The organism is Alteriqipengyuania flavescens, from assembly GCF_030406725.1.
Lineage (GTDB): Bacteria > Pseudomonadota > Alphaproteobacteria > Sphingomonadales > Sphingomonadaceae > Alteriqipengyuania_B > Alteriqipengyuania_B flavescens.
Window position 1 is genome coordinate 1,014,137 of sequence record NZ_CP129107.1, and the last position, 14,664, is coordinate 1,028,800.

Consider the following 14,664-nt stretch of genomic DNA (forward strand, 5'->3'; position numbering starts at 1 on the left):
CCCGCGATGGCGGTTTCGCGCAGTCGCCTTGGCGCAGCGTTGCTGCTGGCGCTCGCCGCCGCGCCGGGGCAGTGCATCCGGCACGAACCGCCTCCTTCGAACGACCGCGTCGGGCTGGAGCTGGCGGAGATTCCGCTCGACCCCGCCGTCGCTGTCGCGCGCGGCGGAGCGGACATCGCGCTCGAACAGGCGTGGGAGATCACGAGCCCGTTTACCGGCTTCGGCAGCCTGTCCGGCCTAGCCGTGCAGCGCAGCGGCCGGCTGGTGGCGGTGAGCGACCAGGGCATGCGCATCGGCTTCGCCCCGCCGCCCGCGCGGCCCGACCCGGTATTTGAAGCCGTATCCGACAAGCAAGTCGTCAAGAACCTGCGCGATCTCGAAGCGGTCGCCATCGATCCCGCGGGGCGCGAATGGGTCGCTTTCGAAGGCGCCGACAAGCTCGCTTGGCGCGCTACGGCGCGCGAGCCGTGGCGCTATGTCGAAACCCCCGGGACCGCAGACTGGCCTGCCAACGGCGGGGCCGAAACGATGATCTTCCTGACTGGCGGCGAACTGCTCCTCGTAGAAGAAGCGACCGATGCGCACAGGGCCGCGCGCGCCGTGCTTTATAGCGACTTGGCAGCAGCGCCACTGCGCTTCTCTCTCCGCCCGCCGCTTGGCTACCGCACGACCGATGCGGCGACCTTGCCCGACGGGCGAGTGCTCATCCTGCTGCGTGGATTGCGCGTCATGCCCCCCGGCTTCCTTGCTAAGATCGTTCTGGCGGACCCTGAGGCTATCCGCGAGGGCGCGGTCTGGTCGGGCGTCGAAATCGCCCGCATCGCCGCACCCGCGCCGGTCGACAATATGGAAGGGATCGCGGTGGCGCCGCGCCCCGACGGTGCGCTCGACGTCTGGCTGGTCAGCGACGACAACGGCGTGCAGTTGCAGCGCACGGTGCTGATGCGGCTGCGCTATCGCCCGCCGCCGCGCGGATGACGGACAGCAAAAAGGGCGCTGCCGTCATGGCGCGCCCTTCTTGCACTTGCGGCGCGGGCCGTGGGCCCGCAACCGGTCAGGCTGCCTGTTCGGCGCCTTCGCTCTTCTTCAGCTCGCGCTTCACCTTGAGCGCGCGGGCCGACAGCTTCGCGTCGGGCGTCTTCATCAGCCAGTTGTCGAGGCCGCCATTGTGCTCGACCGAGCGCAGCGCGTGCGTCGTGACGCGAAACTTGAAGCTGCGGTCCAGCTTTTCGCTGAGCAGCGTCACGTTCTGCAGGTTGGGCAGGAAGACACGCTTGGTGCGGTTGTTGGCGTGGCTTACGTTGTTGCCGACCTGGCGGGTCTTGCCGGTCAGTTCGCAGATGCGCGACATGGTTGGTTCTCGTTCAAATCTTCGGGTTTCACAGGAAAGGCGCGCGCATAGCGGCGCCCGTGCGAATCGTCAAGCGACGAGCGCCATTGCGGCGCTTGCCCGGGGGCACTAGCAGAAAGGCGATGGCAGCGCACCCCTTCTCGCATTTCATGAACGAGGCGCTGGCGCTGGCGCGCGAAGCGGCGGCGGCGGGCGAGGTGCCGGTCGGCGCCGTGGTGGTTTCGGGCGGCACCATTGTCGGCTGCGGACGCAACCGCACGCTGGCCGACCATGACCCCAGCGGACACGCGGAAATCGTCGCCTTGCGCGATGCCGCGCAAACGCTTGGCAACCACCGGCTGGGCAATTGCGACCTGTGGGTCACGCTGGAGCCGTGCGCGATGTGCGCCGGTGCCATCGCCCACGCGCGGATCGCGCGGCTCTACTACGGGGCTTCCGATGCGAAAGGCGGCGCGGTGGAGCACGGTGCGCGCCTGTTCGCGCAGGCCCAGACAATCCACGCCCCGCAAGTCTATTCCGGGATGGCGGCGGACGAGGCGGCTGCCCTGCTGCGCGAATTCTTTGCCGAGCGGCGGGGCTAGAGGCCGCGCCAGATCTTGAGCGGCGCGTTGTCGGCAAGTCCGTAGCGCGTGCGATCGCATCGTACCGGCATGAAGTCACGCCCGTAGCAGAGCCGAACTTCCTGCAGCCAACCGCGCGCATTTGCCTTGATACCGACCATCGAAGGCTGGAAGGGCGGGTTCGCCTCGGCGAACCGTTGCCGAAGGATCCCCGCGTTCAGCCCGTCTTCGCGGGATAGCCGGTCGAGATCGGGCCAGCGCAGCGAATTCCACAGGATGCCCGACACCTTGAAGTAAGTATCCGGCCGGCGCACCATGCAGGTGCCGTGCTTCGCCCATTGCCGGGCCGCCAGCCGCGCGGAGGGCGAGCGGCACATCTGCGCGCCGAGAAGCGTGGGGGAGGGCTGGCGCGCTGTCGGGCACCATTGCGGCCAGCGGCCCCCGCGCCCGTCCGGCCACAGGCCATGCAATACCATCCCGAAGCGCCCACTGCGCCCGGAACACTGGCGCGCCTGTGAGGCCTGCCGCGTGCGCGTCCGGCAGAATTCCGGCGACCAGCTTGCGGCGAGGGTATAGCCCGTTACCGGCATGACCCGCACGGGGCCGTCGCGCCGCACGGGCGGGACGATGATCCGCGCGGGGGCCCTGCACTGGTAGGCTTGCGCCAAGGCATCGGCAGGCGGCCAAGCGACCCACGACGACAAGGCGACGAATAGAACGCTTGCCGACGCTTTGCTTATCATTCGTCGATGACGGTGCCCGGTGCCCGGCTCGCGCGAAAATAGTTCTCGGCATCCTTGCGGAAAAGCAGGAGCGCAGCGAGCACCCAGATGGCGAAGCGCGCGATTTCCAGGGAAGTGCCGAAAGCACCCATTCTGGCGGCGAGCAGCGGCGCGTTTGCGGCGGTGAGGGCGAGCACGACCATCGCGAATATTGTGAAAATCCATCGCGCGATCGAGCTTGCCCGCAGGACTATGAAGAACCAGAGGGCAGCGAACAGCACGATCAGGAACAAGACGCCGGCTGCCAGAAAAAGCGCCGGATCGGCGCCCGATTCGGCAAGGCCGCTCGCTTCAGTAGAAAGCTCGCGGTTCACGATCGCCGCGCAGATATTCAGAATTACGCCTAGCCAGAAAAGGGCGTTGAAAAAGCGTATCGATGGCGGTTTTTGCATTGTGGTGGCCCCCTCACGAAGCCGACGCGTAGCGGATGGCCCCGCGCGGATAAAGCATCATTTGATGGAGGAGAGCGGGGCGAACATCGCCGCCGCTGCTCCGCCCGCGATGGCGACGCCGTAAGGCAGGGTCATGGCGCCTTGCGCATCGCCGCTGCCTCGAACCTTCGCGACGAGCCACCATACGCCCGCCAGGAGCGCGCCGCACAGTGCGACGAGCACCAGCAGCCGGATCGCTTCGCCGAGCGCGAACCAGCCGGCGATCCCGGTATAGAACTTGGCATCGCCGCCGCCCCAGAACTTGATCGCATAAATCGCCATGCCGACGACCAGCGCCGCGAGGGCATGAAGCGCGTGGTTGCCCGTGACGGACCAGCCCGAGGCGTAGGCGGTAAAGCCCAGCCCGGTTACGAGCAGCGCGAAGCTGACCCAGTTGGGGATGCGCCGCGATCGCAGGTCCGAAACCGCGCCGACCGCGATCAGGAGGGCGAAGATCGCTCCTCCGACCAGGATGCCTGCGTTTGCCAGCACGTGCGATCAGTTGCCGAACTGGATGCGCACGGGATAGCGGCCGCCCGCGCCGCCCTGCGCCACTTGCACGCCGCGGCGATAGGGCTGGGGGCCCGTCACCCGGGTCACGCCCTGGGTGGTGATGAACACTTCGCGATTTGCGGCGGCAACCTGCGGTGCTCCCGAACCGACGCGGACTTCGAGCGGACGCTGAGTCGCGGCGGCGAGGGGCCGTGCGGGCTGCTCTGCTCGCGCCGCGACCATGATCGTGTTCGGCCGGGCTTCGGCGCCCGGACGGGTCGGCGTGAAAGGCTCGAATGCCGCGGCAAAGCCCATGCTGCTGACAGCTTCCGGCATTGCCGGCACGTCGGCGGGAGCGGTTTCTGTGGGCGCGTCCTGGGCCTCGGCAAATACGGGCGCTTCCACGGTGACGCTACCTTCGAGGCGGGCCAGGTTGCGGGCGAATTTCTCGTTCTCCGGCGCAAGTGCGATGGCTTCGCGGAAATAGCGTTCGGCCAGGTCTTCCCGCCCGATCCGCGCGTAGGACACGGCCAGGCCATTCGCCGCATCGGCGGCATAGTCGCGGTGCACGCCCGCCTGCCGGAAAGCATCGATGGCGGCGGTGACGCGGCCATGGGCGAGGTGGGTCCGGCCTGCCTCGAGGCGCTCGGCGAAATATTCGTCGAGCGAGGCGCCGGATGCGTTCTCCGCACTTTGCGTGCCGCCCGGCGTGGTCATGGCCGAGCATGCGCCCAGCGCGAGCGGCGCGGCGACGAGGATGGCGATGGTGGCGGGCTTCTTCATGGGATCATCCCCCTTGCATGATCGGGAAAATATCGCGGGCGACGCGAATGCTGGCGGGCAGCATCAGCACGCCGATCATCGTCGGCAGCATGAAGACGACGAGCGGAATGGAAATGAGGACCGGCAGGCGGTGCGCCTTTTCCTCGGCCCGCATCCGGCGCCGCTCGCGCATTTCGGCGGCATAGACGCGCAGGGTCGAGGCGATCGAGGTGCCCAGCTTGTCGGACTGGATCAGCAGCGTGGTGAAGGAGCGGATTTCATCGACCGCGACCATGTCCGCCAGCTTGCGGAAGGCCTCCTCGCGGGTCGCGCCGGCGCGCAGCCGCAAGGTCGTCACCCCCAGGAGGTTGGCGACGAGGGGATGCGAATGGACCATTTCGCGGCCCACCCGGTCCAGCGCGGCTTCGATGCCGAGGCCGGCTTCGACGCAAACGAGGATCAGGTCGAGGCAGTCCGGAAAACCGTTGATGATGGCCTCGCGCCGCCGGTCGGCCCGCGCGCGAACGAACAGGTTGGGCAAGTACAGGCCGAGCAGCGCCAGCAGCGCCCCGATGATGTAGACGCGCAGGAAGCTGGGCGGATCGTCGCCGGAGAACGCCAGCAGCACGTAAAGCGCCGGGATCAGGAAGATCATCCCGAGCCGCACGAGCGTGAAGATCTTCGGTGCGGCGGGCGAGGTATAGCCGGCTGCGACCAGTTTTTCGCGCAGGCGGTCGCTCTTGGTGTCGGTGAGGTCGAGGCCCGTGCGCTCGATCAACTCGGCCAGCTTGCCCCAGCTCGTGGCCCGCTCGTCGGCGCGCAGGCTGGCAGTGCCGGCGGCAGTCTGGATTGTCGGCTTGCCGGCGATGGTCTTAAGACCGGCACGCATCGTCGCGCGCTTCGAGGCATAGGCCATGGCCGTGAACGCCACGATCGCCACGATCGCGAAGATCGCCAGGAGGACGGCGAGGCGGGCGGCGCTGCTGGTGGCGATGACGTCCATGGGCTCAGACTTTCAAGTCGATCAGCTTGCGGAGCCAGATGAACCCGATTGTGTAGAGGATGCCGAGCCTGATGAAGCCGAACAGGAACATCGGCTCGTCCGCCGTGGCGAGGTAGAATTCGGGGTTCACGCTGAACATGCCGACGAAGGCGACGATGGGCAGGGCGGTCAGCATCCAGCCGGTCATCCGCCCCTCGCTGCTGAGCGCGCGGACTTTCATGTAAAGACTGGCCCGTTCGCGGATTACGTCGGCGAGGTTCTGCAGAATTTCGGCAAGGTTGCCACCCGTCTCGCTCTGCACCGAGAGGGAGAGGACGAACATGCGGATATCATCGAGGTTCCATCGGTCGGCCATCGCGCACGGTTGGCAAACGAGGTTAACGGCGGCGAAAGACAATTGCACCCGGCGATGTTGCAAAGCACCAAACTTGCCAGCCCCCTGGGGCCATGTGCTATTCAGCCATCAAGGGGCCGCGATATCGTCAGCTATGCCAAGGGGGCAGGGCAGCCGTAGCAATGGACAAGCCGAGTTTCGACACGCGCTTCTTCGCGCTTCCCGAAGAAGTCTTCTGCTGCATCACCAGCGTTTACAGGGTCGAAATCCGCTTGCCCGGCGACCGGGAATTCAGCGACGCGCTTCAGCCGGAACTGGCCAACGTCCGCATCATGCGCGGCAGCTTGCCGGTCAGCCGGATCGGCGATGGCCCGGTGCTTGAAGACGCGGATTGCTACGTCAGCGGGCCGACCAGCCACCCGGCGCATTTCACCATGGGTTCGGCCCGCCTGTGGGGCATCGGCATCAAGCCGTGCGGCTGGGCGCGCATGGCGCGCACGCCGGCGGACGGTGCCGCCAACACGCTGTTCGATGGCCGTGAGCAGCGCATCTTTCCTGGCCTCGGTGCCCTGACCGACGCCATCCTCGCCGCGCCGCCCGACGACGAGCGCGAATTCGGTCTTATCGCCCAGTGGCTGGCCTCGCTCGCCAGCGATCCGCCCGATCTGCGCACGGTGAAGGCGGTGCAGCAGGCCTTGCTCGACCCGGAAATCAAGACGGTCGAGCAGCTGGCCGATGCCAGCGCCACCCATGTGCGATCGCTGGAGCGGGTTTGCCGCAAGCATTTCGGTTTCCCGCCCAAGTTGTTGCTGCGGCGGCAGAGGCTGATGCGGGTGCTGGCGGATTACCTCGTCAAGGGCGCAACCTGCTGGACCGAGGTGATGGACCCGCAATATACCGACCACGCCCAGTTCACGCGCGAATTCAAGCATTTCATGGGCGTTTCGCCGAGTGAATACGCGCGTTTCGACCTACCGCTGATGCGGGCCTTCGTGCGCCAGCGCCTGGCCGATTTCGGATCGCCGGTGCAGGTGCTTGACAAGTCCTGAGCACGGTCAGTCCAGCGGAGTGAAATCGAGCCCTATATCGGCGGCCGGCGCGCTCTGCGTCAGGCGCCCGACGGAAACGTAATCGACGCCGGTCGCGGCCTTGGCAGCGATCGTGTCGAGGTTGATGCCGCCGCTCGCCTCGGTCGGCACGCGGCCGGCAACCAGCGCCACTGCTTCGCGCAAGGTCGCAGGGCCCATGTTGTCGAGCAACAGGCGGGTCGCCCCGGCTTCCAGCGCCGGTTCGATCTGGTCGATCCGGTCGACTTCGCAGATGATGTCGCTCACCCCGGCATCGCGCGCGCGGCGGACCGCCTCGCCCACGCTGCCGGCGACGAGGATGTGGTTGTCCTTGATCATCGCCGCATCCCACAATCCCATGCGGTGGTTGCTCGCCCCGCCCATCCGCACGGCGTATTTCTCGAGCACGCGCAGGCCGGGTATCGTCTTGCGGGTGTCGAGCAGGGTGCAATGGGGATTGGCCATCGCATCGACATACTCGCGCACCATCGTCGCGATGCCTGAAAGGTGCTGCACCGTGTTGAGCGCGCTGCGCTCTGCCGTCAGCATGGCGCGGGCATTGCCTTTGAGCCGCATCAGGTCGGTGCCGCCCGCGACTTGCGCCCCCTCCTCGACCAGGATGTCGATTTGCATGTCGGGGTCGAGCTGGCGGAAGAAAGCCTCCGCCACCGGCAGGCCGGCCACGGTGATCGGATCGCGGCTGTCCATCACGCCGGAAAACCGCGCCTCTGCGGGAATGACGCTTTCAGCGGTCACATCTTTCCCTCCTCCTTCGGCCCAGTCGCCGAGATCCTCGGCCAGCGTATCGGCAACGAAGGCGTCGAGATCGAAGCCGGGCAGCGCGAACCCCATCAGTGCACGAACCGCGCGACCACGTCGCGGTAGCTGCGGCTGACTTTCACTTCGCTGCCGCTATCGAGCACGAGAAAGCATTCGCCATTGGTGTGCGGCTTCACCTGCCGGACGAGGTCGAGATTGACGATGGTCGAGCGATGGACACGCTGGAAGGTCTTGGGATCGAGCCTGCGTTCCAGGTCTTTCATCGTCTCGCGCAGGACCAGCGAATTGTCGCCGGTGGAAATGATCATGTAATCGCCCGCCGCCTCGATATGTTCGATCGTCGCGACATCGACGCGGAAGATCTGCCCGCGGTCCTTCACGTTGATCAGCTTCTCGTAACGGCTGCCGGTGTCCTCTTCCTCGGCTGCGGCTTCGGCCGCGTCGGGGGCCACTTCGGCGAGCACTTCTCGCAGCTTTTCGGCATCCTCCGCCGATTTCTTTTCGGCGAGGCGCTGGCGAACGCGCTCGATCGTGTCGGCCAGCCTGTCCTCGTCCACCGGCTTCATCAGGTAATTGACGGCGTTGGCCTCGAAAGCGCGGATTGCATGTTCTTCGAACGCGGTGACGAAGACGAACAGCGGCGGCTCGATCTCCATCACGCCCTTCACCACCGAGAAACCGTCGAAGCCCGGCATCTGGATGTCGAGGAAGACGAGATCGGGCTTTTCGGTCTTGATCGCGCGGATCGCCTCGCGCCCGTTGGCACAAGTGGCGATGATCTCGATATCCTCGAACGGTTCGAGCCGGAGTTGCAGGCCCTGGATCGCGAGCTTTTCATCGTCGACGAGGATGGTGCGGATGGTCATGTGGCTTGTCCAAGTTGGGGCGGGGTGAGGGGGCGTTCCGCCGGGGATGACGGGGCGGCGATGGCCGGCTTGGTGGCGCGGCCAGCCTGGCCGGCGGCCTTGTCGGCCTCTTCGGCGATTTCGTACGGCAATTCCAGCGTCACGGTGAATCCGCCGCCCGGCGGGGCAACGATGTCGAAACGCTGCTCCTCGCCATAGGCCTGCTGCAGGCGGTCGCGGATGTTGGCGAGGCCAACGCCGGTGGAACGGTCGTCCTCGCCCGTGCTGCCGGGCAGGCTGGCGGGGTCGCGGCCCGGATCGATGCCCGGACCGGTATCGATAACGGAAATCTGCAACCGATTGCCCAGCTGCCGGGCGCGAACCTTGATCTCCGCGCCTTCTTCCTGCGGGGAGACGGCGTATTTGATCGCGTTTTCGACCAGTGGCTGGAGCAGCAGGGACGGCAGGCAGGCCTTTTCCACTTCGGGCGCGATATCGAATTCCGTCCGCAGCCGTTCGGCAAAGCGCATCCGTTCGATGCCGAGATAAAGCTTCAGCGTCTCGATTTCCTCCGCCAGCGTCACAGTGCCGCTGGGCTTGTTCACCAGCGTGTGGCGCAGGAAGGAGGACAGCTTGGTCACCATCGCATTGGCGGGCGCGGTTTCCTTCAGCAGGATCAGCGTGGAAATGGAATTGAGCGTGTTGAACAGGAAATGCGGGTTCAGCTGGTATCGCAGCATGGCCAGTTGCGCGCTGGTGGCCTGCATTTCGAGCCGGGCGAGCTGGTCGGCCTGTTCCTCGATCTGCAGGAAGAAATTGATCGCGTAATACAGCGCCGACCACGCGCCGAGCAGCGTGAGCGGGAAGATGTAGTAGCCGATGAACAGCTGGAGGAAGGCCGTCTCCGTCTCCGTGCGGTAGAGGCCGATCACCCACGCCATGACGAAAGCGAACAGGCTGACCGCCAGCAGCAGCACGGCCCCCGATGCGACCCAGGTGACGATCGGCTTTTGGTCGAGGAGCGTCTTGAACACCACCGCCAGGATCAGGCTGATGGAAAAGCCGGTGATCGCCTCAATCAGCAGGACGACGAAAAATTCGTAATCCTGCCCGCCGGCCAGCGCGCCGCCGGTGCGCAGCAGCAGCGCGCCCGTCCAACCCACGAACTGCAGGTTCCAGAACGCACGGCTCTTGTCCCTGAAGAACGGCGTGGGGCGGAAAGGCAGGGCAACCATGATTATGCGCACCCTAGCCGATAGCGGGCGGCTTCGTCACATGGGTTTTTGCGCCCCGTTGGCGACCGGGCGCAGCTCTGATAGGATTCGTCGTCATCTTGAGTGTCCGGGAGAGCACAGCATGGACGTCGACAACGATACGCTTCACGGCGTGGCAGAGCGGGCGAAATTCACCGCCATGACCGAAGGCACGCAAGAAGACTGGCAGCTGATCGCGCGCGAGTTCGGCCAGCATGCGCGCCACACGCCGGAACGGGTGCTGGCGCATCTGCGGTTGCTGGAAGGGGACCACGGCGGCTTTCCCGTCTGCCGGCTCGAACATTCACTCCAGACCGCGACCCGCGCCCACCGCGACGGGCGGGACGAGGCCTACGTCGTCATGGCGCTGCTGCACGACATCGGCGATACGCTGGGAGCCTACAACCACCCGGACATCGCCGCCGCGATTATCAAGCCATTCGTATCGGAGGAATTGCACTGGATCTGCCAGAACCACGGCATGTTCCAAGGCTATTACTACTTCCATTACCTGGGCATGGACCGCGACCAGCGCGAGCAGTTCCGCGATCACCCGCATTTCGATGCCTGTGCGGAGTTCTGCGAGAAGTACGACCAGGCGAGTTTCGACCCGGATTACGACAGCCTGCCGCTCGAATTCTTCGAACCGATGGTGGAGCGGGTGATGACGAAGCCGCTAGCGGGCCCGGTCAAGGACGCGCTGGAGGAACACGCGCCGGCCTGAAGCGCGAATAAGGAACGGCGTGCTTAGCCCGTCTGCTCGGCGATGGCTTCGGCGAGCTCGCGTTCGCCGACCGCGCCGGCCAGTACAGCATCGCCGACGATCCACGCGGGCGTCCCGTCGAAACCCAGGACGCGGCCGAGCTGCTGGTTCTGAGCCAGCTCCTGATCGTACTTGCCCGCAGCGATCGCCCTGTTGGCGGCCTCTATGTCGAGACCGGCCGCATTGGCCGCCGCTTCCACGCCTGCCTCGTCGGGTGATCCGCCGGCGAACATGGCGTGATGGAAAGCTTCGAACTTGCCCTGTTCGGCAGCCGCGAGCGCCATGCGCGCAGCGTGGACGCTGCCTTCCGACAGGATCGGGAATTCGCGGATCACGACTTTCAGTTCGGGGTCCCTGGCCACCAGCGCTTCGACATCCTTGGCGCTCTGGCGGCAGTAACCGCAGGCATAGTCGCTGAATTCGACAAGGACCTTGCTGCCGTTTGGATTGCCGAGCACCGCGCCGCGGTAGGGCGTCATGACGGCTTCACGCACGGGATCCAGCCGCGCGGCCATTTCCTTCTGCTGCAGGGCCTGCATGGCCTCAGGCAGTATTTCCGGATTGGCGAGCAGGTACGCCTCGAAATCCTCGTCCGCCGGTCCGCCAAGCGTTGTCGCCGCCCAGCCGCCGCCGAAGCCGGCCACAGCGCCGATTGCCGCCACCGCGGCCAGTTTCGGCCAAATGTTGTTCCTCTCCGTCATAGATTGCCCCGTTTCAGCGCCGATCCCGCGCGCGTTCCAGCGCGTCGCGCGCCTGGTATTCGATGTCCTGCGCCCTGATCCAGTCCGGCGTGCCGGTGTCCAGCCCCGCCTGCGCAGCCTGCGCGCTGGTTAGCGCCTCCGGCCATTGCTGACGCATCGCTTGCTGTTCCGCACTCGCCAGCCGCGCGCGCGGAATATCCCCCTGAGCCGCATAGATCTGGCCGAGCTGGTACCACGCGAAGGGATTGAGCCGGTCGCGCGCGACGGAGGCTTTCAGCACGCGCTCCGCCTCGGCAAAATGCTCCGCATCCTCGGTCGCGATCAGCGCGTGGCCGAACATCGAGGCGATCAGCGGCTGCGCGCCGGTCAGTTCTGTCGCCCGGCGAAGCGGCGCCAGCGCAGCGTCCGGCTGGCCGGTTTCCAGAAGCACCTGCCCCTTCAGTTCGAGGAAAAAGGGGTCGTCGGGCTCCGCCGCCAGCAGCGCGTCGACTTCCCGCAGCGAATCCGGCGTGCGCGCATCCTTGTGATAGGCGTAGGCGCGCGCATAGCGGGCGGGCACGCTGCCATCGCTGTCGGGATAGGCGCGGAACGTGTCCTGCGGCTTGGCGAGGAAGCCGTAAAGCTTCGCTTTCGCGCGCACGAAGCGCGCCTGCAACGCGGGATCGGTCGGCATGTCCCACGCCGGATCGGCCCGGTAATCCGCCTCCAGCCGCGAAATACGGTCGCCGGAGAGCGGGTGGGTACGGTAGAACTCGGCCTCGTCCGACTGGTTGCGGTAATAGCGGAATTCCTGATTCAGCAGCCGTCCGAAGAAGGTGAGCGAACCGCGGCCCGAAATGCCGGCCTTGCTGAGATATTCCACCCCGGCCGCGTCGGCAGAGCTTTCCTGCACGCGGCTAAACGACAGGTAATTGCCCATCGCGGCCTGCTGGCCTGCGGCGATGATGCCCATGCCCGCTTCGCCCGCACCGGCCGCCGCGGCAGCGAGGCCGAGAAGCAGGGAGAGGATGGTGATGTTGCCGGCCGTGCTCGCGCCCTCGGAATGGCGCAGCACATGGCCGCCGGTGATATGGCCCAGCTCGTGCGCGATCACGCCCTGCACTTCGCCCGCATCCTCGGCCGCATTGAGAAGGCCGGAATGGATGTAGATCCGCTGCCCGCCCGCAACGAAGGCGTTGATGGACGGGTCGTTGATGAGGACGATGTCGACATCCTCCAGACCGGCCGCTTCGGCGAGCGGGGCGGCCATGTCCTCCAGCAGTGCCTCGGTTTCGGCATCGCGCAGCACGCTTTGCGCCGCGGCCGGCTGGACGACGAGCGAGAAGACCGCGAAAACCGCGAGGATCCGGGCGATGGGGCGCATCATGCGGGGGCAGCTGTAGCCCATCCGGGGCTGAACCGGAACTGAAGTGTCGCTGCGGGCTATTCCGTCCCGTCCCGCGCGCCCGCGGCGTCAGACGCCGGGCGGGCGTCGGGCATCGCGGGCTGGGCGAAAATCCCGTCGAGGAAGCTGTAGACGCTCGTCTTCACGCGATCGTCGCGGTCGAACGGGCGGCCGAGTGCCATGAGAATGCCGGCATGGCCCATGCCGTCGAAGCTGATCGCCTGCGCGGTCCCGCCGGCTTTCGTTATCGCGGCGGCAAGTTCGCTCGAATGGCGCGGGTCGACGGTTTCGTCGTCGCCGCCGGTGGCGAGCAACATCGGCGCGGCATCGCCGCGCACATAGGTGAAGCTGTCGACCTCTTCCGGCCGCGACCAGCCGCCGAACGCCGCGCGCGTGGAATCGCTGGTGAAGGGGAAGATGTCGTACGGCCCGGCAAGGCCGACCACAGCGTCGACGGCATTGTCGGGCAGGCGCTCGTCGCCCAGCCAGCGCCGGTCGAGCCCGACCTGCACCACGTTGTAGGCGCCGGCGGAATGGCCCATCAGGGCGATCTTTTCCGGGTCGCCGCCATGCTGCGCTATATTGCGATAGGTCCACGCGACGGCGGCAGCGGTATCTTCCAGCATCGCGGGGTATTCGCCGCCGGGCACCAGCCGGTAGCCGGCGACCACCGTGACATAGCCTTGGGCGGCGAGATTGCGCCCGATGAAGGCGTAATCGGCCGGGTCGCCCGCGTTCCAGCCGCCTCCATGGATCCAGACCACCACCGGGCGCAGGCCGTCCGTTTCGCCGGAAGGTTTCCAGACATAGAGGCGCTGGCGGTCCGCCTCGCCCAACCTGACCGGCCCGGCAGCAAGCGCCGCGTCGCCGGAGGTGAAGAAGCCGTCGATCCGGTCGAGCGTTGAGACGGACTGGTTCGCCACGGCCCAGCGCCAGATGCCGAAAAAGATCGCGGCGATCACCGCCAGCACCACCAGCGTCCAGATCATCGCGCGCCTGCCTTTCGAACGAGGTTTCTCCGACGTCTTGCCACCCTGCGCTGCCCCCGTTGCCATCACTGTGCCTCTTCGACCGTGTCCACGATATCTTTTGCGTCCTTATCGCCGACCAGCCCGGTTGCGCGCAGGAATTGCTTGCCCGCATCGTAGCTGGGGCCCAGCCACATGGGGATGCCCAGCGCCTCGATGCTCGCCTTGGCCGCCACTTCTTCCGGCGACAGCGGGTCGGCGGCGGCCTTGCGGATGAAGATTGCCGCGATCCGGCCCCGCATTGCCTCGGCCACCTCGCCGAATGCGGTCACGTCGCCCTGGGTGTCGTCGCCAACCAGCGCGAACCGCATGTCGGGATAGAAACCGACGATTTGCTTGATGGCATCGACCTTGTGGCCGCCGTGGCTGGAGGAGCCGAAGGTCTCGCGGTTGAGGCCCCAGTCGCGCAGCACCATCGGGCCCAGCGGCAGGCCCTTCGCCTTCTTGAACGCGACGAGATACGAAAACAGGTTCCACGGGCTGGAGCTGACGAAGAAGAACGGCCGCTGCGTCGCCGGGAGACTTTCGCCCAGATGGCTCGCTTCTTCCGGGTCGAACCGCGCCCCGCCCAGCGCGCCGTAGAACGTATCGGCGTGCGGCACGGCGATCCGCTCTTCGGGGTGCTGCGCAAGCAGGCGGCGCCAATTGCGCAGCAGCGCGCGCGGGCTGCCAGTAATACCGGTTTCGATGATCGTATCGTCGATATCGGAGATCACCCCGAGATGCGTCTCCGCTCCTGGCGCGAGGACATGGGCGGGCACGCATTGCGCGCCTTCGTCGTTTTCCCAATGGAGCTCGACCACTTCCCAGCGCGGGCGATCGGCCAGGGGCCATTCGCCCGGCAGGCCGATGTCGAACACGACATAGCCCTCTTTGTCGGTAACGGCGCGGTGGCTGACAACTTCCCCGTCCGGGGATTCGAGGTCCATCCGGACGTCGAGACCTTTAACCTCGTGCGAAGCGTAATGCAACATGAGCGTGCGGATCGCCTGCCAGCGGCCGCCGGTGTTGTGCTCATTCCTGCGCGAACGCAGCGCGCGGGCGCGCAGCATCAGGCGCGTTTCGCTGCGATAGCCGAAGAAGGGGTGGATCTGCGCGGGCGCGGTCGGGAAAATGGGCATCGGGGGC

The 14,664-nt window shown here is 66.4% G+C and carries 18 protein-coding genes; 4 read left to right on the forward strand and 14 right to left on the reverse strand.

Annotated elements, in window-relative coordinates; all coding sequences use genetic code 11:
- Positions 1-6: 6 nt before the first annotated feature.
- On the forward strand, positions 7-978 hold the full coding sequence (locus QQW98_RS05365) for an esterase-like activity of phytase family protein (protein ID WP_290136506.1): 972 nt from the start codon (positions 7-9) through the stop codon (positions 976-978).
- 76 nt (positions 979-1,054) lie between these two features.
- On the opposite strand, the gene rpmB is transcribed toward QQW98_RS05365, so the two are convergent.
- Positions 1,055-1,351: a 50S ribosomal protein L28 gene (rpmB, locus tag QQW98_RS05370; RefSeq protein ID WP_290136507.1), complete on the reverse strand. Its 297-nt coding sequence runs from the start codon at positions 1,349-1,351 to the stop codon at positions 1,055-1,057.
- Between the two features lie 122 nt (positions 1,352-1,473).
- On the opposite strand from rpmB, the gene QQW98_RS05375 reads away from it, so the two are divergent.
- Entirely contained in the window at positions 1,474-1,932 is a 459-nt protein-coding gene (locus QQW98_RS05375) for a nucleoside deaminase (RefSeq protein ID WP_290136508.1), read from the forward strand.
- Here the strand turns inward: QQW98_RS05375 and QQW98_RS05380 are convergent.
- The 6 genes from QQW98_RS05380 to QQW98_RS05405 form a co-directional block, all read right to left on the reverse strand.
- Positions 1,929-2,528: a ribonuclease T2 family protein gene (locus QQW98_RS05380; RefSeq protein ID WP_290137083.1), complete on the reverse strand. Its 600-nt coding sequence runs from the start codon at positions 2,526-2,528 to the stop codon at positions 1,929-1,931. The two genes, QQW98_RS05375 and QQW98_RS05380, sit on opposite strands and share 4 nt — an antisense overlap.
- 122 nt (positions 2,529-2,650) lie before the next feature.
- Positions 2,651-3,085 (reverse strand): hypothetical protein, encoded by a 435-nt coding sequence (locus QQW98_RS05385; RefSeq protein ID WP_290136510.1) that lies wholly within the window; start codon positions 3,083-3,085, stop codon positions 2,651-2,653.
- A gap of 57 nt (positions 3,086-3,142) precedes the next feature.
- Positions 3,143-3,616 (reverse strand): A24 family peptidase, encoded by a 474-nt coding sequence (locus QQW98_RS05390; RefSeq protein WP_290136511.1) that lies wholly within the window; start codon positions 3,614-3,616, stop codon positions 3,143-3,145.
- A 6-nt stretch (positions 3,617-3,622) separates the two neighbouring features.
- Complete coding sequence (locus QQW98_RS05395) at positions 3,623-4,399, reverse strand: tetratricopeptide repeat protein (RefSeq protein WP_290136512.1); 777 nt, start codon at positions 4,397-4,399, stop codon at positions 3,623-3,625.
- Between the two features lie 4 nt (positions 4,400-4,403).
- On the reverse strand, positions 4,404-5,381 hold the full coding sequence (locus QQW98_RS05400; RefSeq protein ID WP_290136513.1) for a type II secretion system F family protein: 978 nt from the start codon (positions 5,379-5,381) through the stop codon (positions 4,404-4,406).
- A gap of 4 nt (positions 5,382-5,385) precedes the next feature.
- Entirely contained in the window at positions 5,386-5,736 is a 351-nt protein-coding gene (locus QQW98_RS05405) for a type II secretion system F family protein (RefSeq protein WP_290136514.1), read from the reverse strand.
- Positions 5,737-5,897: 161 nt separating this feature from the next.
- Here QQW98_RS05405 and QQW98_RS05410 point away from each other — a divergent pair, with 161 nt between their 5' ends.
- Positions 5,898-6,764: a helix-turn-helix domain-containing protein gene (locus QQW98_RS05410; protein WP_290136515.1), complete on the forward strand. Its 867-nt coding sequence runs from the start codon at positions 5,898-5,900 to the stop codon at positions 6,762-6,764.
- A gap of 6 nt (positions 6,765-6,770) precedes the next feature.
- Here QQW98_RS05410 and nadC read toward each other — a convergent pair whose 3' ends face one another.
- The 3 genes from nadC to QQW98_RS05425 are packed head-to-tail and all read right to left on the reverse strand — an operon-like array spanning position 6,771 to position 9,642.
- On the reverse strand, positions 6,771-7,634 hold the full coding sequence (nadC, locus tag QQW98_RS05415; protein WP_404800870.1) for a carboxylating nicotinate-nucleotide diphosphorylase: 864 nt from the start codon (positions 7,632-7,634) through the stop codon (positions 6,771-6,773).
- On the reverse strand, positions 7,634-8,428 hold the full coding sequence (locus QQW98_RS05420) for a LytR/AlgR family response regulator transcription factor (RefSeq protein WP_290136516.1): 795 nt from the start codon (positions 8,426-8,428) through the stop codon (positions 7,634-7,636). Before QQW98_RS05420 ends, nadC begins: the two co-directional genes overlap by 1 nt.
- On the reverse strand, positions 8,425-9,642 hold the full coding sequence (locus QQW98_RS05425) for a sensor histidine kinase (RefSeq protein WP_290136517.1): 1,218 nt from the start codon (positions 9,640-9,642) through the stop codon (positions 8,425-8,427). Before QQW98_RS05425 ends, QQW98_RS05420 begins: the two co-directional genes overlap by 4 nt.
- A 121-nt stretch (positions 9,643-9,763) precedes the next feature.
- Between QQW98_RS05425 and QQW98_RS05430 the strand changes: the two genes are divergently transcribed.
- Entirely contained in the window at positions 9,764-10,384 is a 621-nt protein-coding gene (locus QQW98_RS05430; protein WP_290136518.1) for an HD domain-containing protein, read from the forward strand.
- 23 nt (positions 10,385-10,407) lie between these two features.
- Here the strand turns inward: QQW98_RS05430 and QQW98_RS05435 are convergent, their stop codons facing one another.
- Genes QQW98_RS05435 through QQW98_RS05450 form a run of 4 tightly spaced genes read right to left on the reverse strand, consistent with a single transcriptional unit; the run spans position 10,408 to position 14,657 of the window.
- A complete protein-coding gene (locus tag QQW98_RS05435) occupies positions 10,408-11,124 on the reverse strand; it encodes a DsbA family protein (RefSeq protein WP_290136519.1) in 717 nt (238 codons plus the stop codon).
- Positions 11,125-11,137: 13 nt separating this feature from the next.
- On the reverse strand, positions 11,138-12,487 hold the full coding sequence (locus QQW98_RS05440) for a M48 family metalloprotease (RefSeq protein ID WP_290136875.1): 1,350 nt from the start codon (positions 12,485-12,487) through the stop codon (positions 11,138-11,140).
- A 59-nt stretch (positions 12,488-12,546) separates the two neighbouring features.
- Entirely contained in the window at positions 12,547-13,563 is a 1,017-nt protein-coding gene (locus tag QQW98_RS05445) for an alpha/beta hydrolase (protein ID WP_290136520.1), read from the reverse strand.
- Positions 13,563-14,657 (reverse strand): phosphatase domain-containing protein, encoded by a 1,095-nt coding sequence (locus tag QQW98_RS05450; RefSeq protein WP_290136521.1) that lies wholly within the window; start codon positions 14,655-14,657, stop codon positions 13,563-13,565. The genes QQW98_RS05445 and QQW98_RS05450 overlap by 1 nt, the downstream gene beginning before the upstream one ends.
- Positions 14,658-14,664: the final 7 nt, after the last annotated feature.